At 69.3% G+C, this 21,028-nt stretch carries 17 protein-coding genes and 3 pseudogenes; 9 read left to right on the top strand and 11 right to left on the bottom strand.

The features are described 5' to 3' along the window. Window positions 1-18 precede the first annotated feature (18 nt). Together ACGFZK_RS21590 and ACGFZK_RS21595 are read left to right on the top strand one after the other, a co-directional pair. Window positions 19-785, top strand: a pseudogene (locus ACGFZK_RS21590) (transposase); the annotation flags it as partial. Window positions 786-1,971: 1,186 nt separating this feature from the next. Further along, a pseudogene (locus ACGFZK_RS21595) lies at window positions 1,972-2,667 on the top strand (helicase); the annotation flags it as partial. An 879-nt stretch (window positions 2,668-3,546) separates the two neighbouring features. On the opposite strand, the gene ACGFZK_RS21600 reads toward ACGFZK_RS21595, so the two are convergent. The 6 genes from ACGFZK_RS21600 to ACGFZK_RS21625 all read right to left on the bottom strand — a co-directional run bounded on the left by ACGFZK_RS21600 (window position 3,547) and on the right by ACGFZK_RS21625 (window position 11,731). Further along, window positions 3,547-4,380: a PIG-L family deacetylase gene (locus ACGFZK_RS21600; protein ID WP_393850494.1), complete on the bottom strand. Its 834-nt coding sequence runs from the start codon at window positions 4,378-4,380 to the stop codon at window positions 3,547-3,549. Window positions 4,381-4,724: 344 nt separating this feature from the next. Then, a complete protein-coding gene (locus ACGFZK_RS21605) occupies window positions 4,725-5,747 on the bottom strand; it encodes a hypothetical protein (protein WP_393850495.1) in 1,023 nt (340 codons plus the stop codon). An 823-nt stretch (window positions 5,748-6,570) separates the two neighbouring features. After that, on the bottom strand, window positions 6,571-7,290 hold the full coding sequence (locus tag ACGFZK_RS21610; protein WP_393850496.1) for a hypothetical protein: 720 nt from the start codon (window positions 7,288-7,290) through the stop codon (window positions 6,571-6,573). After that, complete coding sequence (locus ACGFZK_RS21615) at window positions 7,287-8,480, bottom strand: tryptophan 7-halogenase (protein WP_393850497.1); 1,194 nt, start codon at window positions 8,478-8,480, stop codon at window positions 7,287-7,289. The genes ACGFZK_RS21610 and ACGFZK_RS21615 overlap by 4 nt, the downstream gene beginning before the upstream one ends. Further along, window positions 8,477-10,450, bottom strand: coding sequence for a LodA/GoxA family CTQ-dependent oxidase (locus tag ACGFZK_RS21620; protein ID WP_393850498.1), 1,974 nt, complete (start codon window positions 10,448-10,450; stop codon window positions 8,477-8,479). The genes ACGFZK_RS21615 and ACGFZK_RS21620 overlap by 4 nt, the downstream gene beginning before the upstream one ends. Window positions 10,451-10,576: 126 nt before the next feature. Continuing rightward, complete coding sequence (locus tag ACGFZK_RS21625; RefSeq protein WP_393850499.1) at window positions 10,577-11,731, bottom strand: oxygenase MpaB family protein; 1,155 nt, start codon at window positions 11,729-11,731, stop codon at window positions 10,577-10,579. Window positions 11,732-12,367: 636 nt separating this feature from the next. Between ACGFZK_RS21625 and ACGFZK_RS21630 the strand changes: the two genes are divergently transcribed. From ACGFZK_RS21630 to ACGFZK_RS21655, 6 genes are all read left to right on the top strand, one after another. Next, window positions 12,368-12,568: a hypothetical protein gene (locus tag ACGFZK_RS21630; protein ID WP_393850500.1), complete on the top strand. Its 201-nt coding sequence runs from the start codon at window positions 12,368-12,370 to the stop codon at window positions 12,566-12,568. Between the two features lie 154 nt (window positions 12,569-12,722). Next, window positions 12,723-13,601: an oxaloacetate decarboxylase gene (locus ACGFZK_RS21635; protein ID WP_393850501.1), complete on the top strand. Its 879-nt coding sequence runs from the start codon at window positions 12,723-12,725 to the stop codon at window positions 13,599-13,601. After that, window positions 13,598-13,852 (top strand): hypothetical protein, encoded by a 255-nt coding sequence (locus tag ACGFZK_RS21640; RefSeq protein WP_393850502.1) that lies wholly within the window; start codon window positions 13,598-13,600, stop codon window positions 13,850-13,852. Before ACGFZK_RS21635 ends, ACGFZK_RS21640 begins: the two co-directional genes overlap by 4 nt. 781 nt (window positions 13,853-14,633) lie before the next feature. Continuing rightward, complete coding sequence (locus tag ACGFZK_RS21645; RefSeq protein ID WP_393850503.1) at window positions 14,634-15,125, top strand: SRPBCC family protein; 492 nt, start codon at window positions 14,634-14,636, stop codon at window positions 15,123-15,125. A 606-nt stretch (window positions 15,126-15,731) separates the two neighbouring features. After that, window positions 15,732-16,031, top strand: coding sequence for an integrase (locus ACGFZK_RS21650; RefSeq protein WP_393850504.1), 300 nt, complete (start codon window positions 15,732-15,734; stop codon window positions 16,029-16,031). Between the two features lie 77 nt (window positions 16,032-16,108). Then, window positions 16,109-17,047: a tyrosine-type recombinase/integrase gene (locus ACGFZK_RS21655; protein WP_393850505.1), complete on the top strand. Its 939-nt coding sequence runs from the start codon at window positions 16,109-16,111 to the stop codon at window positions 17,045-17,047. 156 nt (window positions 17,048-17,203) lie between these two features. On the opposite strand, the gene ACGFZK_RS21660 is transcribed toward ACGFZK_RS21655, so the two are convergent. The 4 genes from ACGFZK_RS21660 to ACGFZK_RS21675 all read right to left on the bottom strand — a co-directional run bounded on the left by ACGFZK_RS21660 (window position 17,204) and on the right by ACGFZK_RS21675 (window position 19,063). Then, window positions 17,204-17,731 carry a hypothetical protein gene (locus tag ACGFZK_RS21660; RefSeq protein ID WP_393850506.1) on the bottom strand — a complete coding sequence of 176 codons (528 nt, stop codon included), beginning with the start codon at window positions 17,729-17,731 and terminating at the stop codon, window positions 17,204-17,206. A 99-nt stretch (window positions 17,732-17,830) separates the two neighbouring features. Beyond that, window positions 17,831-18,274: a hypothetical protein gene (locus tag ACGFZK_RS21665; RefSeq protein ID WP_393850507.1), complete on the bottom strand. Its 444-nt coding sequence runs from the start codon at window positions 18,272-18,274 to the stop codon at window positions 17,831-17,833. A 118-nt stretch (window positions 18,275-18,392) separates the two neighbouring features. Then, entirely contained in the window at window positions 18,393-18,557 is a 165-nt protein-coding gene (locus tag ACGFZK_RS21670; protein WP_393850508.1) for a hypothetical protein, read from the bottom strand. Between the two features lie 230 nt (window positions 18,558-18,787). Continuing rightward, window positions 18,788-19,063, bottom strand: a complete 276-nt coding sequence (locus ACGFZK_RS21675) for a hypothetical protein (protein ID WP_393850509.1) — start codon at window positions 19,061-19,063, stop codon at window positions 18,788-18,790. A 713-nt stretch (window positions 19,064-19,776) separates the two neighbouring features. On the opposite strand from ACGFZK_RS21675, the gene ACGFZK_RS21680 reads away from it, so the two are divergent. Further along, window positions 19,777-20,169: a hypothetical protein gene (locus ACGFZK_RS21680; RefSeq protein ID WP_393850510.1), complete on the top strand. Its 393-nt coding sequence runs from the start codon at window positions 19,777-19,779 to the stop codon at window positions 20,167-20,169. A 739-nt stretch (window positions 20,170-20,908) separates the two neighbouring features. On the opposite strand, the pseudogene ACGFZK_RS21685 reads toward ACGFZK_RS21680, so the two are convergent. Beyond that, window positions 20,909-21,028: pseudogene (locus tag ACGFZK_RS21685) on the bottom strand (MerR family transcriptional regulator); the annotation flags it as partial.

The following is a 21,028-nucleotide window of genomic DNA, read 5'->3' on the forward strand; positions in this document are numbered from 1 at the left end:
GCCAAGGTGCACGTGACCATGACGAAGGCCGTGAGGGTGAGTCTGCTGCCTGATGCTGCTGTACGGGAAGCGTTCGCGGAAGCCTCAAGCTTCCGGAACGAGTTGTACGCGTGTCTGACCGTGCGGGGCGACGAGCTGTTCGAGCTGGTGGACGCGGTGCTGTGTGCTCCGGGTGCGGTGCACTCGGCGGTGGAGCTGACGTTGCTGCCCGAGCACCGGCGTGGGCATGGCGCTATGTACGACGGCCTCAACCAGGGCCGGATCGACAGCGGCCGGCTGCGGTCGCTGCTGGCCGGCCTGCCGCTGCCCCGCTTCCCGGACGCACGCCTGGTGCCGGCGGTAGACGTCTCGCCGTGGCTGCGGTCAGACGCGCCGCGTTCGCCGGAGCGGCAGTTCTGCCACGTCTACGGCCGGGCCAGCCGTACTCATTCGTCGCGGTGCTGGAGATGGGTGCCACGTCCTGGACACAGATTCTGGACGCGGTCAGGCTTGGCCCAGCCGACGATGCCACCACGGTCAGCGCCGCCCAGCTCCGCGATGTCGTCGAACGGATCGTCGCGGCAGGCCAGTGGGCGCCGGGCGAGCCGGACATCACCATCGTGACCGACGCCGGCTACGACGTCACCCGCCTGGCCTGGGTCCTGCAGGACCTGCCTGGCGAGCTGGTCGGCCGCGTCCGCGGCGACCGTGTGATGCCGCTGCCGAAGCCGCCGCGCGTCCATGACCCGAAAGGCGGCCGGCCGCCGAAGCACGGGCCGGAGTTCCGCTTCGCCAAGCCTGAGACTTTGAAGATCCGCTAACACGCCGGAGCGTTCGACCCACCCAGGCGGGCGTACCCGACAGCGAAACCCTCCGCGCGAGACCCCGTCACACCATCTGGCACCACGCCTCAGGCCTGCATGGACGACAACCAACCTCCACCGAAAAACGACACTCCGGCCACGCGGCACTCAAGCCCGCCACGCCCACCACCAGTGAAAACCCCTAACGCACACCAGTGCACACCACACGACACCCAGCAGTCGAGGAGCCTGTGGAGAGCGACCTGCCGGAAAGGGCTGCGACGTACTGCGTAGGGGACAGATCTCCTGGATGTCACTCAACTGGCCCGCGGTACCCGAACTCGACCTCGGAACCCGAGCACGCACGTACAGGCGTACAGGCGTACAGGCATACAGGCGTCCTTCAACATCGACGCCACCCACGAACCGACCCGCCAACTACACCGTGTACGTCCACCCTTTCGATGGAGAGCGGGCGGAGTACCTCGCCCGGCAGATCGGACGGGCATCGTCGGCCCAAGCGAACACGGCTGGTGGCACAGGCCCGGGCAGGGCATCGCCTCCCGAACTGCACGGGAAGATCGGAAGCACCGATGATTCAGCGTCGGCAACACCAGGTCAAAGCGAATGCGCGTATGCGCGAGGGGGTGCGATTCCGCGCGAGATCATCTGTGTCCACCAGGGGGGCGCTGAGAGATCAGGTCGGGGCGGCAGATCTCGCAGGCTCCGCGCTGGCCCTGGACATCGCTGCGCGGGACGGATTGGACGTCATGGGTCTCGTCTCCCCTCCAGCGGGCGTACCGCTGTCCATCTTTGATTCCTTCACAGTTGGGTGTCCGGTGATATACGCTCCCGCCTTTGGTGATGTAGACCCTGCGAGGCAGTTCCGATCGTGCCGTCCGGCAGTGGTCGCACTGGGATGCGGGAAGGAGCATCACTTCGCAGAAGTCTTCGGCCATGCCTCCTATTTTCCTGCACTGGACCCTCCCTGACCATCTCTTATCGGTCAATCGCCCCTCGGTAGAGGGCTTTTGAGTGTCGCAACGAGAACAGGATCCACTCCGCCCGCATACAGGTCTGGTAAGAGAGAGCTGAGAGGTTAAGGATGTCGATCACCGACTCCGCGAGCACCAGGTGGACGCGAATTCTCGTATTCGACGGTGGATCGGATTGTCTTCACGGAACGCCGTACGAGCTGGAGACCGGGCGCCACGTCCCGGCGGACCGGGTGGGGTCGGCGTGGCTGCGCGGCGACCACCTTGTCGCCGAGCGACGCGAGGGGCTGCGGCAGTTCGCGAACGGCATCGACGCCGGCGGCCGGCGGGTGCACCGCACGTTCCTCGCCTTCGTGCGCGTCCTCCTTGAAGGCGTGGACATCGTCGGCGAGCGGGGGAGGCGTTCTGCTTCGCGGACACCCGCGGCTCCCAGGTCGAGATCTGCAGAACGTCGTCCGGGCCCTGCGCCCGAACCCCCACGGCACCCCCGAAGTCGCCCGGATCATCGTCCCGGTCTTCCGCGCCCCCGGCGAGGACCCCCAGGACATGGTTCGCTTCCGCCTCGTAGGCGCCGCTGGTCGCCGTAGGCCTGCGCTCACATGCTGAGCGCCTGGTCGAGCAGCTCGCCTCCCGAGCCCTGACCCGCCAGTCACGAGCCAAGCCACACCACCTGGTCCGCGACGCCGACGGCCGGATCAATCGCCACCAGTGCCGACAGCACGGTGACCGGCACGGGCCAGGAAGAGGGGACGCCGGGCGAGTCGGCGCTGCTGCACTTTTCCACCCCCCGGGACCCCGCGTCCGTTTACGCGTTCCTGCGCACCCGGGTCTACCGCCCGGAGTCGCCGGTGTGGCTGGAGGGCTACCAGGCCCTGCTGCGATGGCGGGAAATTCCTCCTCGGGCGGTGGGTGCACCACGGTGCACCACGGTCCCTTCGCCCGTGCCGGTCACGGCGAACAGCGCCGAGCCCACCTGCATCGCGTTGACCGTGGCTTGCCACGACTCGAGGGTGTTCGCTTCCGGTTCGGCACGCAGTGGGCCTGGAGGGCCGGGACAGCGGTGCTGAACGCGAAGTCGATCGCGTCAGCCGATTCTTCGAGACGGTCGATGCGGCGCGCCACACTTCCGCTCAACCGCGCGGCGAATTCAGCGGCTCCGGGCCCGCCCACGAGGTGGCTGGCAACCGTCACCGTCATGGAAGAGTTCCGCTGCTGATGTCGAATCGCCGGCGCGGGCGGCGGCCCGGCTCCTGCCGAGTGGGCCGCTACGCGTCAAGCGCTGCGCGCCGGCGCCGAACGGGCCGGAAGCCCGAAGGCCACCGGCGCCAAGGCCACCGCGTGCTGCAAGACCGCCGCCCACGTCCCCGGCCGCCCGAACATGGCCCGCGACGACCTGGTGAAGGCGCTGCCCCGAACACGACCCAGGCAGGTCATGACGACCACGACCCGTCCGGCCGCGACCACCTGTGTCCGCTGCGCCCTGTCCGATGCCCGCTGGCGGCCGACCGCCGCACCCCGCCTGACGCCGACCGGTATCCGGCGCACCTGCCGCTACCGCGTGCCGGCCAGCCGGTCGTGGCCTCGGTTCCCCGGCGTCTCGGCGCCAGAGCCGGACATGCGGGCCTCCGTCCGGACAGACATCGCGCGGCGATGGTTGGTCAGTACGGTGGCCAGATCGGCAGGGCGGCCAACTGCTCTCGGCGTCGGCGGTCGGCTCGCACCTCGGCGCGCCCGGTGGCGGCCGCGGGCCGCCGATTCGGACGGGCGGATCAGCGCAGCCCGGCGAAGAGATCGCTCTCGGGTACGGCCGCGCCGGTGGCGTCCTTGACACGGACGAAGGTCTCCATGCCCATCAACTCGCCGAACCTCTCCTTGCCCATCCTGAGGAAGAAGATGTTCTCGCCCTGACTGGCGTGCGCGGCCAGCGCATCGAACTTCTGACCGCTGAACGCGGTGGTGTCCACCCACGTGGTGATCTCGTCGTCGGGGAGGCCGATCTTGGCCATCGCGGCGGCCTCGGCGGGATCCGGCTCCGGCATGTCCTCATGGAACTCGCGCATGATCTCCCCGAACCGCTGCATCCCCGAGCGGGGCATCGTCGTCCAGTACACCTTCGGTGTCAGCGCGGTCATCTCCAGCGCCGCCATCGTGATGCGGTGGGCCTGGATGTGGTCGGGGTGGCCGTAGAAGCCGTTCTCGTCGTAGGTGACGACCACATCGGGCCGGTAGTGCCGCATGAGTTCCGCGAGTCGGGCGGCGCCTTCCTCCACGGGGGTCTGCCAGAAGGATCCGGGGGCGTCGTTACTCGGCCAGCCCATCATCCCGGAGTCGGCATAGTCCAGGATCTCCAGATCGCTGACCTTCAGGACGTCACAGCTCGCCTCGAGTTCTTGACGGCGCATCAAGGCGACGGTCGCCGGATCGTGCCCGGGATCGCCCGGCTTGACACCCCCCGGTCCGTCACCGCAACGGCCGTCGGTACACGTCACGAGAACCGTGCGGATGCCTTCCGCCGCGTACCGCGCGAGGACCCCTCCGGTTCCGGTGGCCTCGTCGTCGGGGTGGGCGTGCACTGCCATGAGCGTCAAGGGCCGGTCAGTCATGAAACAGTCCTCCTGCAGAAAATGCGTCTTGGTCCGAGTGCGCGGCGGGCGTGCCGCGATCCCGGGGCCCGGATCCTGGCGGGCGAACGACCTTGTGCTCTCTGTGCTCACCCCTGGATCCGGTCCCTCGGTCGATGCAACCGCGCCGACCGGCCCGGCTGTTCCCGGCCCGGCGGCTCGGCTTCCCAGGACGGGCGACTATTTCCTCCTGCGCCCCAGCCAGCCGTAGGCTGTCCGGCAGCCAGGGGGCCGCCCGCGGGTCGTCGAGAGATGCGTGGGTGGCTGGGGCGCGGGCCAGCAGAGCGTTCAGCGGTTCCCGTCCACGGCGGGAGCCGCCGGTTTCGTCAGGACGCGGGCTGGTGGAGCCAGGGTGCGCTGGTCGCCCAGAACATCACGTCCGCGCCCAGGCGCCGGCCGCCGAAGTCGACGAACTCCTCCTTGGTGTAAGGCTTGCCGGTCGAGGGGTTGGTGTACTCGAAGTCCGGTTCCTGCACCGCCATCGCCACCAGGGGGAGCCGCCCGCGGTACCGCTCGAAGAAGGGGTAGGAGTTCTCCATCTGCGCCTGGCGGTTCGGCAGGACGTCGGGTCCGCCGAGGCCCACGCCGTGGGCCTCGGCGAACTCAAAGGTCTTCTCCATGTAGCCGTGGTCGTTGTTCCACTCACCGGGCCAGAAGTTCACGTACTGGATGAACTGCGTCCGTTTGAAGACCTTGGCACCAAAGGCCATGTTGTCGAGTTCGGCCCGGAAGTACGACTCATCGGTGTAACCGCTGTGGTCCTTGCCCAGGTCCACCTGGGTAGCGGTCTCCGGGAGGTTCACCCCCGCCAGACGCCCGTCGAAGCGGTCGGCGAGAGCTTGGAGCAGGTGTTGGAAGCGCTGGCGTACCTCGGGGTTCCATTGGGCTGCGACGGCTCCGGGTTCGCCGGGCCCCAGTCCGTTCTCGTTCGTGGTCGGCGCGGCGCCGCCGGCGTACGCCGGTTCCGTGAGCAGGTAGTTCGGGAGCCGTGTGGGAGCACTGAAGAAGCGGTCCTGCACCTGGACGAACAGTTTCTTGTGGCGGGCCTGGAGGTAGGTGAGGGCTTCCTCGATCGCGGAAAAGTCGTACTGGTCCTTCTGTGGTTCCATGGCCTTCCACGGCACGACCACCTGTACACCCGCGATGTCGGGCCGGTCGGCCAAGGGCTTGACCTCGGAATCGAAGTCCCCGATCGAAGAGTAGAGGTACTGGGCCGGGGGCACTGGCCGGGCCGCGTGCCCGGGGCCGGAGCCGGCGGGAGCCGCCGCGGCCGCCGGCGCGAGGCCGGTGTGTGCGAGGGCCGCGGTAAGGAGAACGCCGAGCACGGCGGACAGTCGTCGGGTCGTCATGGCGGCGAGACTAGGAAGCGCTCCTAAGACGATCGTAAGAGCCCCTGGTGTCCTCCTGCTCGGCTCGCGTGCTGCTGGGAGGCTGGTGCCGATCGGAGACGCACGGTCAACTGTGAGGACCGCTTGCCGCTTCGCAGACGGTGGTGAGGAACCAACTCCCCTGCGTCCGTACTCAGCGGGAGCGGAGCGCGCGCGTCAACTGGCAGAGGTCGCCCTCATCGGCCGGGCCGGGAACCCGTCCGGTGGCCACCGCCGTCTGCTGTGCCCGAACCGCCGGGCGGCAGCCTGAAACTCCCTGGCCCCTCCGAGTCGTTCTTCATCCTCGACGGGACGGTGCGGCTCTTCAACGGAGCCGACCGGATCGACGCGAGTTCGCGCCGGGAGCTCCGCGCGAGGAGTACTTCGAAGACCAGCTCGCCGACGCCACCGATGAGGAACGCACGGAGTTCTTCATCAAGAACGACTCGTACTTCGTCGAGGAGGACAGCGGGCCAGCCACCGCCCGAGGACGGCCTACCCACCGCCGCGGGCCCCGCCGGCGACCACTCCCCCGGCGGGCCCCGGCCTCCGCCGTCGTGCCGACGACCGGCGATGCCCTGCCTGCCGCTTCGCGCCGCCTCGTCCACCCCAGGCCCACCCCCGCGCGGCCGCACAACGCCAAAAGGCGTGGCCCCATCGGTTTCCGGCCGGCGGGGCCGCGTCGCAGGTCGGTGGTTCTACGGCGCCGGCAGGGCGAGCCGCCACCGGGGCGCCGATGGCCTGGCCGCCCGCCATGCGCGACGACGGGCGGGACGCAGGACGGTGCGGCGCCCGATATTCGTGGCTACTTGTTGTTGAGACTGGTGTGGTTCCACCAGCCTTGGCGCCCGGCGGTGAAGGTGACCTCGCGGGTCCCGATCAGGCCCTCGTAGGGCTTGCCGTTCACCAGGGGGCTGGTCTTGACGACGCCTTTCGGGTCCTTGATGGCGGGGATGGTGACGGCGGCGGCGTGGTCGAGGTCGCTCTGCTCGAAGCCGGCGGGCTGTGTGGTGGTGATGACCTCGTCCCAGTTCGGCGAGGCGGCGAGCTGGTGTGCGAGGTGGACCTCGGAACCCTCGCCGAAGGCGAGGTAGGTGAGGTGGTCGGGGTAGCCGGTGGCGTCGAGGGGCTCGTAGTGGACGACGTCCTGCTTACGGCAGGTGGCGGTGGTCTCGTCGAGGATCTTGGTGAAGGTGCGAGCGCCGGTGCTGTCGACGGTCACCCGCTCGAGTTCCACGGGCAGCGAGTCGCGGGTACCGTCGACGATCTCCTGGAGGGGCCAGTGGCCCTCGGAGAACAGGGAGTAGTACACCCGCCGGTCCTCGTGGTTCGCGAGGTCATTGAGGTACTTCTTCCGCAGGTTCCCGTCCAGTCCGAACTTGGTGATCATCTGGAAGGCGTGGACGGCGACGTGGTAGAGCGGGAGGTGGTAGGCGAAGATCGTATCGGTGCCGATGAGCAGGAACCGGTGGCCGTGGCGGTCGGCGCCGGTGCCGGACGAGGAGGTGGTGTCGGTGGTGGTCATGCGGGCACTCCTGAGGTTGGGATCGGGTCGGGTCGGGTGTCCGGCGGGCCGTCGGCGGGAGCCGTCGGGCCGGCGGTGTGGCGGCGGCGCCAGAAGGCGTGCCGGGGCCATCGGTGTTCGAGGCCGTAGAAGGTACGCCGGTTGCGCAGGTGGACCGCGGTGATCGTGTCGAGTTCGGTGGCGTAGCGGGTGAGGGCGGTGCGGTCGCCGCCGAGGTGGTCGTGGACCGCCTGGCCGGCCCGCATGCCGGTGTACAGGGCGGTGAGGATGCCCTGCGACGACAACGGATCGAAGGCGGCGGCGGCGTCGCCGGCGGCGACCCACCCGTCGCCGTGGACGGCGTCCAGACGGGCGGTGTGGGCGGGCGCGCGCCGTACGGCGGCGGCCGGCCACGGGTGCGCGGACACCCGGGTGCCGGTGTGGCGGGTACGGGCCACATCGGTGCGCAGGCGGGTGCCGTCCGTCCCGGGGCCCGGCAGGTCCGCGTCGGTGTACCGGGCGAGCAGCCGGTGGCCGGCGGGCAGCAGCGCCGTGTACCACCAGCCGTCCGGCGCGGCTTCCACGAGGGTCGAGGCATCGGAGGCCGGCGTGGTCGAGGGGGGCAGGGTCAGGCAGAGCGCGACCAGCCGGTCGTGGACCACCCGACGGGCGCCGGCCGCGGTGGCCAGGCCCGCTCGGCGGCCGGTGGCGTCGACCAGCCAGCGGCAGCGCACGGTGCGGCGCTCGCGGGGGCCGCGCAGCTCCACGGTCCAGGTGCCGTCGCCGGAGCGGCCGGCGGGGCGGGCCGTGGCGCGTTCGGCCACGTCTGTGCCGAGGAGGCGGGCGCGCTCGCGCAGCTCCCGGTCGAAGCGTCCGCGGTCCAGGTGCCAGCCGTGGCCGTGCGGGTCGAGGATGCTCTCCTGGGTGGTGAGCTCGTCCGAGCCCCAGGCCGACAGGTTCGCGTAGCAGGGCAGGTGATGGCGCTCGTCGAGAACGTCCTGCGCGGCGAGGTCGTGGAGAAGGACCCGGGCGGCGGCCGGAAGCGCCTCGCCGACGGGCGGCGGTCCGGTGGCGGCGTCGGCGAGCAGGACGGTGCGGCCGGCGCGGCCCAGTGCCAGGGCGGCGGCGGCGCCGGCCGGGCCGCCGCCGGCGACCACCACGTCGTACGCGGGCGCGGTCGCCGGCCGGTGGCCGGTGTGGTCCACCGTCACGAAGAACCCTCGTGGCGGCCGGCGCCGTTGGCGGCGTCCTCCCCGAAGGGGTCGAGCTTGTCGATGTAGCCGACGGTGATGTTCTGGGGGGCGACGCCGACGTCCTCGGCGAGGTCGGACAGCTCCGCGTCCCGGGTGGTGTCGTCGGCGGTCTGCGGTACGTGCAGGGTGACCAGGTTCCGGTCGTCCGGCACCCCTTCGAGGGCGAATCCGGGCACGGACTCGACCTGGATGTGTGGCGGGTAGTGATTGTCGCCGACGGTGTAGCGGCGGGTCTCCACGACGCCGAAGCGGTGCCACTCCGCGACGGCCTGTTTCAGCTGCTCCTCGTACGTGCCCTTCAGGCCTCGCAGCCAGGAGGCCCGGTTGGCGAACGCCGCCGTGCGCTCGTCCTCCGAGGGTGTCAGGCCGCCCTCCTTGTTGACGATCCGGAAGTCGCGCTCGGTCAGCACGTGGTTGGGCACCGTTGCGGGCCAGAAGGTCGGCAGGTGGGGGTCGTACCGCGGGCCCAGGCCGGCGGTGGACTCGTAGCCCGAGCGGCAGCTGGCGGTGTCCGTCTGCCAGGGGATGGCCATCCACCGGGTCAGGCCGCCCGGGCCCTGCGCGTGCAGGGGGCCGTCGGGGGCCAGCGCCTTCTCGGGAGTGAGCTCCTCGCCGTAGTCGGGCTCCGCCTCTCCCTCGGGACGGTGCAGGATGCGGAACGGTTCGGCGAACATCGTCGCGTGCCGGATCGGCCAGGTCACCTCGCAGCCGGGGTGAAAGGCATCGGCGAGGCAGAAGTCGAGGGCGGCGCGGTCCAGGAGCCCGGGCTGTTCGGCGAGGGGCGCGTCCTCCAGGTGGCGCGGGGAGTCGGGACCGGAGGTTTCGACGAAGTCGCCCTTGGACCACCTGAGCAGCATGTCCATCTGGAGGGCCGACAGGGTCATGTACTGCCGCGGTGACTTGGGGCGGCTGGCCATGCCGTCGCCGTAGAACCACGGCCAGGTCATCGGCGCCACTCCGTCCCGCTCGTAGTCGCGCATGGCGGTGTACACCTGACGGCGCAGCTCGCGGTAGGTGGTACCGGGCTGGGAGAGGCGGCGCTGCAGTTCGGTGGTGGTGAAGTCCTGCGGGCCGTCGCAGCCGAAGTGGGTGGCGAAGCCCTTGTTGACCCACTGCAGGTTGCTGAAGCGCTCCAGGAGGGGCGCGATGTGGTGTTTGAAGGACACCTGCGCGGGCCGGGGCAGTTGGCCCTTGCTGACGAAGACGTCGAGGAGCAGGTCGTAGAGGGTGCGCACGGTCTTGATGTCCGGTGCGTAGTTGGGCGGTCCCACCACGACCCACGCGGGTCGGACCTCGATGGGGCGGCCGCCCAGGCTGACGGTGGCGGTGACCGGACCGTCCGAGATGTCGTCGTACCAGCCGTCGTTGTTGCCGTACGAGTGCAGTGGTTCGTTGTTCTTCGCGGCGGACCGGCCGGAGCCGCCGAGCACCACGAGCCGGCCGTCCTCGTCGGTGTGCATCCGGCCCAGCGGGACGGGGATGCCCTGGAACGTGCCGCCGGTGAACTCCACGGCCTGGCCGATGCCGGCGCGCAGGGTCTTGCGGCCGGGGTCGATGACGAGGCTGCGGCGGTCGATGCCCTTGTTGCGCCTCGGCGTGCTGTGGCCCTGCGTGTCGGGGATGTCGAGGGCGAGCCTGAACTCGTACCAGGCGGCCTTCTGGTTCGCGACGTGGACGCCCCACTCGATCGTGGCGTTGCTGTTCGTCAGCTCGCGTACGACGTTGCCGGCGCTGTCGTAGCCGTAGAGGCGGAAGCGGGCCGCCTGGCGCTTGAAGGCGCCGGTTTCGTCCTTGATGGAGCCGGCCGGCATCGGGTCCGGGTCCGGCGTCTCGGGGCCGTAGTACCAGCCGTCGTCGCGGGCGCTGTTGCCCACCCGGGCCACTCCGATCGCGGGGTGGATCTTCGCGTAGGCGATGTCGCTACTCATGGTGGTTGCGGGTTCCTTCCGAAAGGGTGAAGGTCGCAGGGTCGTCGTGCCGCGTCGGCGGGCGGCCGGGTGGCCGGGCGACGAGGCGGCGGTCCGGGCCGGAGGCGGCAGCTCGCGGGCCGGGGGTCAGCGGTTGTCGCCGAGTTCCTGGTGCATCTGCGGCTGGTCGTCCTGGTCATGTGTGAGGGCGTACTTCTCGACCTCGTTGTAGGCCTTGGAGGCCGCTCCAAGGATTTCCTTGTACGGGTTGACGCCGACCGTCTTCTTCACGCCTCCGCCCAGGAGGCCGCCGCCGATGCCGCTGATCGCCTTGTGGCCGGCGGCCAGGGGCTTGCCCGCCTCGTCGAGGAGGTTCTTGGGCAGCCCGGCCATGTCGGCGTACTTGTCGGTCAGCGCGACCCGGACCATCGCGATGTAGGCGTCGTGCATGCCCGGGGGCAGGAACTTCCTGTAGAAGTCGACGGCCTGCTTGGTCATGAAGACGCCGTCGTCGGTCTTCTTCCACTCCTTTTCGCGCTCCTGGTTCCAGACCCGTTCGACCTCGTCGGCGTCCTTGGGCAGGAGCCACTTCTCGGGGGTGCCGAGGTAGTGGTTGACGTAGTGCCAGGCACACATGAAGCCGTGCGCGTCGTCCTCGGAGACGTCGATGCCGAGGTTCTTCATGGCCTGCAGGATCTGGGTGGAGAAGACGCAGGCGGCGCCGGTGGTGTATTTCTGCGAGACCGGCTCGCCCCACTTCTCGTAGTCCCACTCGCCGCTCTTCTTGTGGAGCTGCCGTACGGAGGCGTGGACCAGGCGGACCTTGGTGACGTTCGCGGCGAGCGAGCCGTCGCGCAGGGCGTTCTTGTTGCCCATGTCGATGAACAGGCGCGAGGACTGCGACAGTCGACGGCCCGGGCCGTCGACTCCCCCGAGGCGGCCGGTGGAGCGCAGGGTGAACGCGCCGGTCGGGGAGAGGTAGGTGCCGATCAGGCCGACGGTGCCCTGGAGCATCGAGACTTCGCCGTGGTGGTGGGCGAAGAAGCCCTCGGCGGCCTTGACGTCCGCATCCGACCAGTCCGGCGGCGCTGCTGCGGCCTCCTTCAGGAACGTCGCCAGACGGGGAGGGAGCTGGGAGAGGTCCTGGTTGGGCTTGAGTGTTCCGATCGTGCGGAACAGGGCGTTGACGGAGTCGATCTCCTTGTTGGCAAGCAGATCGGCCACGAGCTCATCGGCTTGGGGATCGCCGGCCTTGCTCGCGGCTTCCATCTCTTGGGCGGCGTTCTGGACGGTCAATGGCACAGCAAGCTCCTCGTGCGGGGGTGCGGGGGTGCGGGGGTGCGGGGACGGGGGCGCAGACGTCGGCGACTCGGGTCTGGAGGCCGGAAGGGGTGCGTCTGCGCCCGGCAAGGCCACAGCGGGGTGGTGGAGGGGGACGGTCGGCCACGAAGTCCTCGGAGGCCGGACGCGGTGTTGTTTTGATCAGTCCTGATCGGGTCCTGGGCAGCGCCCAGGCAGTCCCGGTCGGTGTCAGGGTCGGTGTCAGGGTCGGTGTCAGGGTCGGTGTCGGTGTCAGGGTCGGGCAACATGTCCTTTCCGTGGCCTGCTCGTTGACCATGTAGATAGCGGGCCCCCGCCCGCCCCGATACCGCCCCGTGCCCTTGTCTAGCCCGGTCGGGTGACCCGTTCACCGGGGAAACGATCAAGCTGCACGGCCATCTGGCGAAGCGCACAACCAGGGCGCACGACAGCGGCAACCGCCCGCCCCCGCCATCGCGAAGCCGAGAGATCCAGCGGCCCCCCGAGCGTGGCCGCCGCACCCCGGACGGTGCCTCAACCCCGCCATCCACGGACTCCCCGCTCGCCATGAGACGGTTCCCGACGATGGGGTGTCCGGGCAGGGCTCGTTGCTCCCGGCACTGCAAACCCGATCCGCCCATGGCAAGAGCGCCCAGCGTCCGGTTCCCACCGCCGGGCCGCACGGCACGTAGGTGGTGGCCCCGGCCCACACCCCTCGACGCCCTCATCGCCGCCGACTTCTTCAGCAACTGCCCCTGCTCCGGCTCCGGCTCCGGCTCCGGCTCCGAGGCGGAGGAGCTGCACGACAGGGTGCCGGTGTCGGCGTCCCGTGCCGAGTGACGTTTCTCTGGTGAACGGATTACGCCGTTGGCGTGAGGCGGCCGACGCAGTAACCATTCCCCTGCAGAAGGTCAGGAAAGGATCTGTTTTGGGTAAAGCATCGCCGTGTCGCGGCGGCTTCCCATCTTTCGATGCGTCGTGAAGGAGCCTGATCATGAGTTACGGAAACACGCTGCGGGAATCGATCGCCAAGCCGGGCACGACACCGCTGATCGGCGTGTACGACATGTACTCGGCGTCGGTCGCGGCCGGGCACTACGACGGGATGTTCGTCTCCGGCTTCGGGTTCGCCGCCTCCCACTACGGGCTGCCCGACATCGGGTTCATCGCCTGGCCCGACATGATGGGCTTCGTCCAGCGCCTGCGCGGCGCCTTCCCCCGCCACCACCTCCTGGTCGACATCGACGACGGGTACGTGGATGCCGAGGTGGCCTGTCACGTCGTCGAGGGCCTCGAGCGGATGGGCGCCTCGGGCATCATCCTGGAGGACCAGAAGCGGCCCCGCCGGTGCGGGCACGCGGACGGCAAGCAGGTCCTGCCGCTGGAGGAGTACCTGGAGAAGCTCAACATGGTCCTCGCCACGCGCAAGGACCTGGTCGTGGTCGCCCGCACCGACGCCACCGAGGAGGCCGACATCCTCCGGCGGGCGGAGGCGCTGGCCGCCACCGACGCCGATGTGGTGCTGGTCGACGGGGTGCGCAGCGTGGAGTGGATCGAGCGGATCCGCCAGGTTGTCGCCGGAAAGCCGCTGCTGTTCAACCAGATCGCCGGCGGCAAGTCCCCGCGCCTTTCCCTGAGCGAACTCACCGACCTCGGCGTCGACGTCGCGATCTACAGCACGCCGTGCCTGTTCGCCGCGCACCGGGCGATGGACACCGCCCTCGCCGAGCTCCGCCTCGCCGACGGGCGCCTGCCCGCCGCCGAAGGGGGCCAGGAGATCGGTGTCACCGAGTCCACCCGCCTCGTGGCCAAGAACCTCGCCCGCCACCACGCCCTGCCCGCCGCCCGTGACAGCGCCGACGTGATCGCGTGATCCTGACCCGAGCACGGGCCGCCGCCTACCTCGCCGTCGTGGTCCTCGGTGCCACCGCCCCGCCCGCCACAGCCGGCGAAAGCCTCATAACCGTCATCGACAACTCCCACGCCGACTCCGTCCTGGAAGTCGACCGGACCGCCAACCTCCAAATCGGCAGCGGCACCGCCGGCAGCGACCACGACGGCAGCGCCGTCGACATACTCGCCACCCTCCTCAACACAGTGCACCCGCCGGACAACGGCAACTGACGAAACCGCATCCCCCGCGCCGTGGTCGGAAGCACCACCGCCGGTTTCCCCGACAGCGGACAACCGCCGCCGGGGGGACCGACGGGGCGTGATGCGGGAGCCCAGAGCCCGGCTGGCATTCGCGCGCCACCAGGGTGTGCGGCGCTCAGCGCACATGTGCCGTGACCTCGCCTATGAGCCGGCGCTCAGTTCCGACCCCACCGACGGCATGGCGGCCAATGGGGTGCACTCTCCGCCTCGGCCACATCTACCGCCCGGCTGCCGGGCACGGCTGCGATACCAGTTGCCGAGCGCCGGCCATCCGAACACCCAGGGCTTCACACGCTCGCTCACCCCATGGGAGACCGTTGTGACCGACTCTGTCGGAGGAAACCCTTCCCCCATTGAAGTGCTGACGAGCCTGCTCAGCCCGGAGAACAAGAAGTGGCTGCAGGAGATGGCCAACAGGTTCGTGAACCACGGGCCCGTGGCGGCAGGCATGGGCAACGCAGCGGACGCGACCCCATACGCCCCCCGACTTCGCCAACAAGATCGTCGAGTATGTGAAGTACGGCGCCATCCCCAGCTGACCGCAGGACCGGCTCCCGCCCCCGCGAGCTGGGCCGAGTCACCTCCCTGACCCATGACGCCCGGTCCGCCGCACCCCCGCCAGCAGCGGCAGGATTTCCGCGGCGGGACAGCCGCGGTGCGTGCGACGGAATGCAGTGCCCTCAGCCGAGGAGCACGACGACCAGTAAAAAGGCACATTGACCCACACCTAGAAGGAAAGAATGATGCGCCCATGAAATACACCGTCTCCATCGAGATCGCCCTGCCGCGGGAGCAGGTGGTCCAGCTGCTCGCCGACCCGGTACACCTGCCGAAATGGCTGCGGGGCCTGGTGCTGCACGAGCCGCTGAGTGGGGAGCACGGGCAGCTCGGCACCAAGTCGCGGGTCGTGATGCAGATGGGCCAACGAAAGATCGAGTGCACCGAGACCATCACACGCCGGGAACCGGCAGACCTGCGCGAGATCCCGAAAACGAGCGTCGTTCACTTCGACCGCGAGATCGTCGGCGAGGGCATGTGGAGCGCCGTGCGCGACCGGCTGACCGCAGCCAGCCCGGAAACGACGCTCTGGGAGAGCGAGAACGAATACCGGTTCAGCGGCCTTCTGATGAAGCTGGTGGGACTTCTGATGCCCGGCGCCTTCCGCAAGCAGTCGCGACAGCACATGCAGGACTTCAAGGCGTTCGCCGAGCAGGGAAAGGACGTCCGCGAAGCGACGGACTGATCTGCCGTAACTGGTCAGGCATCTGACGACGTGGTGTGTCGATCTTCCCTTCGTTCGTAGACGACCGCTGGGGCAAGCTCCACCGGCGCTGTCTGGAGATGATCGTTGTCGAAGGCTGCGAGGCCGCACGCGTTCAGGGATGTCGATCCGGCTGCTCCACCCTCATCGGGTGGGGGCCAGGGTCAGCGGTGGTGGCGGTTGCCCCACGACTTGGTGTCGATGGTGCGGCCGCGACGGATCTCATTGCTCGTCATCCGCTGATTGTCCCAGCGCAGCTGTGCCATCACCCTCCCGGATGGGCTGAGCTGAGGACACGCGTGGCACGCCGAGGTGGATCGCCGTGCCGCCGGAAGTTCGCCGGTCCACTTGGGCGATCTTGTCCTCGGCGCCAGCCAGGCTGACCTGAAGCCCTTCGATCTTGCCGAGCGGCCCGAATCGTCGAATCCGAGAACGAAGGTGGAGGTTGTCGCGGATCTCGACAGTCGCTGCCGCTGGACTGGATCGGGGCGGAGCATCGAGCACCGGATGCCCCGTTGACTGAACGAACCACGTTGATTGTGCAGTTCAGGACACATGTGAGGTTGTCGCCCAGTACGGTCTGCGGTCGTGATGGACGATCGTGAACCCGAGCGGGATCTGTCGAAATTGACCGCTCCTCGGTGGGGCCGACTGGTGGAGACCGGCGACCAGTACGAGCCGTACCGGCTCGTCGACGCCGACGGCGCGGCCGTGGTACCGGTCGCGGTGTTCTTCCAGGAGCTGCTCGCATCCGGGAAGGCGGCGGCGACCGTCCGCTCCTACGGCATGGACCTGCTGCGGTGGCGGCGGTTCCTGCACGCGGTTGAGGCCGGTGGGATCGAGCGACGCGCGTGGACGCTCGGGATTTCAGCTGCTGGATCCAGCTGACGGTCAAGCCGCGATCGACCGCGGCCAAGCGGCGGCCGGCCCGCACCGCCGGCGCCCCGAATCCAGTGACCGGGAAAATGAGCGCTGGGCTCGGCTATGCCCCGTCGACCGTCGCCCACAGTGAGACGGTGCTGCGCAGGTTCCACGACCTGCACCGTGATGCCGGGTCCGGGCCACTGCTCGACCCGTTCCCGCTCGACCTGGCGCGTCGCTCCGGCCGCGCGCACGCACACCGCAACCCGATGGACGCCTGGGCACCGGAGCGGACAGGCCGCTACCGGCCCACCGTTCCGCGTCGGATTCCGCGTTCGATCCCGGACGCTTGGTTCAACACGCTGTTCGCGGCGCTGCCGTCGAACCGGGACCGGGCCATGATCGCGTTTTGGATCTCCAGCGGAGTCCGGGCCTGGGAGCTGATTGGCGTCCGGCAGTGCGACGCCGATCCGGGGCAGCAGCTGATCAGCGTGGTGCGGAAGGGCTCCCGAGCACGGCAGCAGGTGCCTGCCTCGGCAGATGCGTTCGTGTGGCTGCGGCTCTACCAGCAGGAGCTGCACGGACTGGTGCCGCGAGGCCGGACACAGCCAGTGTGGTGGACGCTGCGGAGTCCGTTTCAGCCGCTGACCTACCACGGCGCCCATCGCATGTTCGAGCGGGTAGACGCCACCGTCGGTGCGGACTGGACCCTCCACGACCTTCGTCACAGCGCCGCCGCCCGCATGGTCCGCGATCCAGCGCGGACGCTGACCGACGTGCAGTGGATCCTCGGGCACGCGCACCTGACTACGACCGAGATCTGCCTCGCGCCGCGCCAGGACGAGGTCGTGGCCGAGGTGCTGGCTGCTCGCTCCTCCGGCCAGACCCGGCCCAGCGCAGCCGGTTGGAGGAGATCCGCCACAACCTCAAGGCCCGAATCGCCGAGGCCGAGCGCGAAGGCTGGCTCGGCGAGGTCGAGGGGCTTCGAGTCAGCCTGGCCGGCGCCCAAGACAAGCTCTCCCAGCTGGCCGGAAGCGCCGTGAGCGCGGCGGTCGACCTCCCGATGCCGATGCTGAGGCGTGACCGGTGAAGCACCTCATCACTCGCTCCAGAGCGGCAGGCCCCCGTGAGGCAGCCGGATCAGAACGGTACAAAGCTCGGCTCGACCGGACCAATCTCGCCGCGCTCTGCCAGTTCGTTCACGTCTTCCGGCTCAAGGAACTCCAAGAGATCAGGGTCGATTCGATTCCGTGGTGCGGGTCCACGTCGCGCAGGCGCTTGACGAAGGCGAGCACGAAGTCCGTGAACGGTCCATCGAAGACCTCGGGGTCGGCCCCGTTGATGTTCGTGACGATCTTCCAGCGGTCAGGGTTCGGGTCGCACGGCCAGAAGAAGTGCTCGTCGCCGGAGTAGTCGTATCCCCAGGAGATCAGGCCGCCCGCGGCTGGGTGAAACCGGAATGGGTACTCGTCCGGGTCACGTCGCCACGACTGGCCGAACGACTCGTGGGTCTTCCGCATCCGATCCAGCAGCGGGCTGGACCCTAGGGGGTGGAAGACCACCAGCTCTCCGCAGATCGCGCCGGTGCCATAGGCGTCCAGGAATGCCTTGAAGTCGCCTGGTAGCGCCGAGCCGAGATGGTTTTCGACCTCGGCCCAGTCGTCCGGGGATGGCTCTCGGGCCGGTGGCAGGCCGAACAGTTGCACCAGGTCGTTCAGACCCGCCATACGCCCCACCTGCTTGATCGTCGGTTGTCGGCCCAAACCTCATCAGACTCAGCTGCGGGGATCAAGGGGAGAGCGGGACCGGCAGCCACCCCCGCCGAGTCATCTCACCACGTTGACCGCTCGCGACGACGACCAACGAGGTTCACGAGCAGCGAAGTTCGGATAAGCAGGCGTGCTCGTGGATGCATGGTGTGCCGAAGGCGCGGCGCAGGTGCCCACGGAGAGTGGGCGGCGTTCGAAGTGGCTGAGGAAGTCGTCCCACTCGGCGTCAGTGGGCGTGCGGTACTCCTCGCCAGGGCACTGGGCACGGCGGCGGGTGATGAAGGCCCGGTGGGCCTCGATCGCTTCTGCGGGGTAGATGGCGTGGTAGCCCATGGTGGTGTTGATGCTGGCGTGGCCGGCGATGACCTGGGCAACGTGCGGGGGCAGGCCGCTGCGACGGAAGTCGTGGGGAGCGAACTCCAGGGGCTTTCCGGGAGCGTCGGTCAGGCCCGCGGTGGTGAGGACTTCGCGCAGGCCGCGGCGGATGAGGTTACTGGTCATCCGGCTCGGCTCGGCTCGCCGCTTCGGTTCCACTGGAACAGCAGGGGCATGGGCTGGTTCCAGAGCGTGCCGGAGGGCCAACTGCAATTCGCCCAGTCGCACCGCCCCTTGACGTCCCTTACAGCTGTCTCGGCCGCCACCACCGCAGGCTGCGCAGCGCGGCCTCAACGTCGGCGGCGGTCATGTTCGCCGCGTACACCGAGCGCCCCGCAGCTCCAAGGACCTCGCCCGCGTCGGTCACGGGACTGCTCTTGGACAGCCCTGCGGGCTGCTGCGTGCCCACGCGCAGGTGGAGGTCGCCTCTGCACGCGAGGGCCACACCCCCACGCGGGACCGGGGCTGCTGGGCCGGGACATCCTCCGCGGCCGCAAGGACCAGGTGCCACAGGCTCGGCCGGCGGCACTTGGTCCAGGCACACGGTCTCACTGTGTCCGCCCATCGGGGAACACGTCAGGGTCTCCTTTCAGCGGCTCACGGACAGCGCTGCGACACCGCGGCCGCGCGTACGGGGCCTTAACCGTTTCTGCCGCTGCGCACCAACGCGGCAATGGCGCCAGGTGCCACAACAATCGCTGCCCCGAGCGTCGCCAGCATGACCGGCGACGGCCCGTCATAGTCGATACCCACATCCGCCGAGGCGCCGAAAAGAGCTGCGACCAGCACGATCAGAACAGAGACACCCAGGACACCCCTCCCCCACGCCTTGCGGGCGGAAGGAGTCCGCATCGGGACCAGCGCGATCAGTAACCACACCACCGCGAAACCCAGCACTACGGGCAGACTGCCCATTGACCCTCCCCCAAGTCAGTGTCAAAGCAAGCTAGATGACGATGTCACGCTCCCCGGCCAACGTCACCACCTCCACCTGAAGCCGTCAGTCGCCACCTCCAGGGTCTGCACACCAGCGGCTGCGGGCCAGCCGGCAGCAGAGGGGGTGTCGCGGTGGGTTGTCTGCCTGTGCGCGGGGTGGGTCAGTCGCCGACGAAGGTGCAGGGTGTCGTCGGCCTACCAGCGGTGGCGCTCTCGTCTTCCAGCGTTCCCCGGCGCCATCCTCACGGCGGACGCCCTGGTCGTGATCGCCGCGCTTGCCTGGCTGTTGTCAACAAGAACCGCCGGCTCGCCGCGCGCCACCCTGACGAATCCGGCATCGACTCGCAGTGCGACAGCGGCGTCATCCCTCACCGGAACTCGGGCGACCCGAGCACCTCGCCCTCTGCCCCACCTGCCACCACGGCTACGACCGCCGCGGCTACGCGGGCTGACGCTCCGGGCCCCGGCTACGGGCCGGGGCCTTCGGCTGCCTTCCGTGAACACCTCAGGAACCGCTGCATCACGGCTGGCACCGCCGCCCTGGCGGGCACCGCGGCACTCCAGTCGCCGACCGTGAGTACGGCTGTCCGGTCTGTCAAGTCACGAACTATGGGGACATGTGTGGCCGGCGGCGGGGAGGGCCTACTGGAGTTGTTCCGCTTAACCGATTCCCCCCCGAAGGAGTACTTCTCATGTCTCGTTCATCTCGTAAACAGCGTTTTGCCCTGGTTGCCGTCTCGGCCGCGTTCGTCGGCGCCGGTGTACTGGTGCCCAGTAGTGCCTTTGCGTCGTCGGCGCCCTCGTCGGTCAGCGAGGTAGCCACCATTACTGCGAGTCATGTCGACCTCGCCAAGGGTGACCGTGGTGGGCACGGCGACCACCATAAGAAGGGTGACTGGAAGCACAAGAAGAACAAGAAGAAGGGCAAGAACAACAAGCCCAAGAACGTGAAGAACATGCCGGGCTGCAAGTTCTACAAGGGCAAGGTCTACTGCGAGCACAAGCCCGAGCCGGCCAAGCCCAACCCCGCCCCGGCCCCCGCCCCGGCGCCCGCACCCGCACCCGCACCCGCTCCCGGTGGGTGACCAACCCGCTACTGAGCCCCTCGCACTACCCGGGACGGTGCACCCCACCGTCCCGGACGGACGCCCCGGCGCTGATCCACTTCGCGATCAGCGCCGGGACAGTACTGCCACGAACTGCGAAACCTTCACCCTCCTCCGGGTCACAGGCGCCAGCCACGGACGATCGGAGTGCAGGTGCGGTCTGCTGGACGGGCACCGGCGGATGCACGGCGGGCCCTGCCCCCACACTTCCAGCTCACGGCCACGGCCCCGTGACCACACTCCGTGAGCACATGCCGTGACCTGCCCCCGCCTGACGCGTGGCTCGGGGGCACGGTCCCGTTACGAGGACGGAGGCTGGGCGCACCCCCGGCACCGGCCCCCTACCCACGCCGCGCCGCCCCATGACCCGCCCGTCACGGCACGCGGCGTGCGCCCGGCGGGCGTCCCTGTCGCCGTTTCCCTGGGTTCCGCGCTGCCGCCCAAGGGAGCGCCACCGCGGGATCTCCTGGTCCGCAGGCCGGATCAGGAGCCAGGTGACGCGATCCCGGCTTGATGGGCAAGACCATGTTGAGCAGCTCTTGGGGTAGCAGGCCGCGTAGACCGAGGCTGCTTGGACCGGTGGACTCGCCGCGGTCGATGGCCTGGGCACCGCCTTCGAGGCGGCTCGCCGGCTTCTCCGGTGAGGCGCAGACCATCCGGTGGGGCCGACCTGGTCACGACTTCGGGGCCCGGGGAAGATTGCGCGGTCTTCGCCGTCTCAGGTCGCGGTTGTCGGGTTCGCTGATTCGGCGGCGCGGCGGTATTCGGCGTTGATGCGCTGGGCTTCCTCGAGCTGGTCTTCGAGGATGATGATGCGGCAGGCGGCCTCGATGGGTGT

The sequence above is a fragment of the Streptomyces sp. NPDC048257 genome (genome assembly GCF_043201855.1).
Taxonomy (GTDB): domain Bacteria; phylum Actinomycetota; class Actinomycetes; order Streptomycetales; family Streptomycetaceae; genus Streptomyces.

Excerpts from the sequence above, each read along its gene's own strand:
- ACGFZK_RS21600 (WP_393850494.1), bottom strand. The coding sequence starts at position 4,380 with ATGACTGACCGGCCCTTGACGCTCATGGCAGTGCACGCCCACCCCGAC.
- ACGFZK_RS21605 (WP_393850495.1), bottom strand. The coding sequence starts at position 5,747 with ATGACGACCCGACGACTGTCCGCCGTGCTCGGCGTTCTCCTTACCGCG.
- ACGFZK_RS21610 (WP_393850496.1), bottom strand. The coding sequence starts at position 7,290 with ATGACCACCACCGACACCACCTCCTCGTCCGGCACCGGCGCCGACCGC.
- ACGFZK_RS21620 (WP_393850498.1), bottom strand. The coding sequence starts at position 10,450 with ATGAGTAGCGACATCGCCTACGCGAAGATCCACCCCGCGATCGGAGTG.
- ACGFZK_RS21630 (WP_393850500.1), top strand. The coding sequence starts at position 12,368 with ATGGCAAGAGCGCCCAGCGTCCGGTTCCCACCGCCGGGCCGCACGGCA.
- ACGFZK_RS21635 (WP_393850501.1), top strand. The coding sequence starts at position 12,723 with ATGAGTTACGGAAACACGCTGCGGGAATCGATCGCCAAGCCGGGCACG.
- ACGFZK_RS21645 (WP_393850503.1), top strand. The coding sequence starts at position 14,634 with ATGAAATACACCGTCTCCATCGAGATCGCCCTGCCGCGGGAGCAGGTG.
- ACGFZK_RS21655 (WP_393850505.1), top strand. The coding sequence starts at position 16,109 with ATGAGCGCTGGGCTCGGCTATGCCCCGTCGACCGTCGCCCACAGTGAG.
- ACGFZK_RS21660 (WP_393850506.1), bottom strand. The coding sequence starts at position 17,731 with ATGGCGGGTCTGAACGACCTGGTGCAACTGTTCGGCCTGCCACCGGCC.
- ACGFZK_RS21665 (WP_393850507.1), bottom strand. The coding sequence starts at position 18,274 with ATGACCAGTAACCTCATCCGCCGCGGCCTGCGCGAAGTCCTCACCACC.
- ACGFZK_RS21675 (WP_393850509.1), bottom strand. The coding sequence starts at position 19,063 with ATGGGCAGTCTGCCCGTAGTGCTGGGTTTCGCGGTGGTGTGGTTACTG.
- ACGFZK_RS21680 (WP_393850510.1), top strand. The coding sequence starts at position 19,777 with ATGTCTCGTTCATCTCGTAAACAGCGTTTTGCCCTGGTTGCCGTCTCG.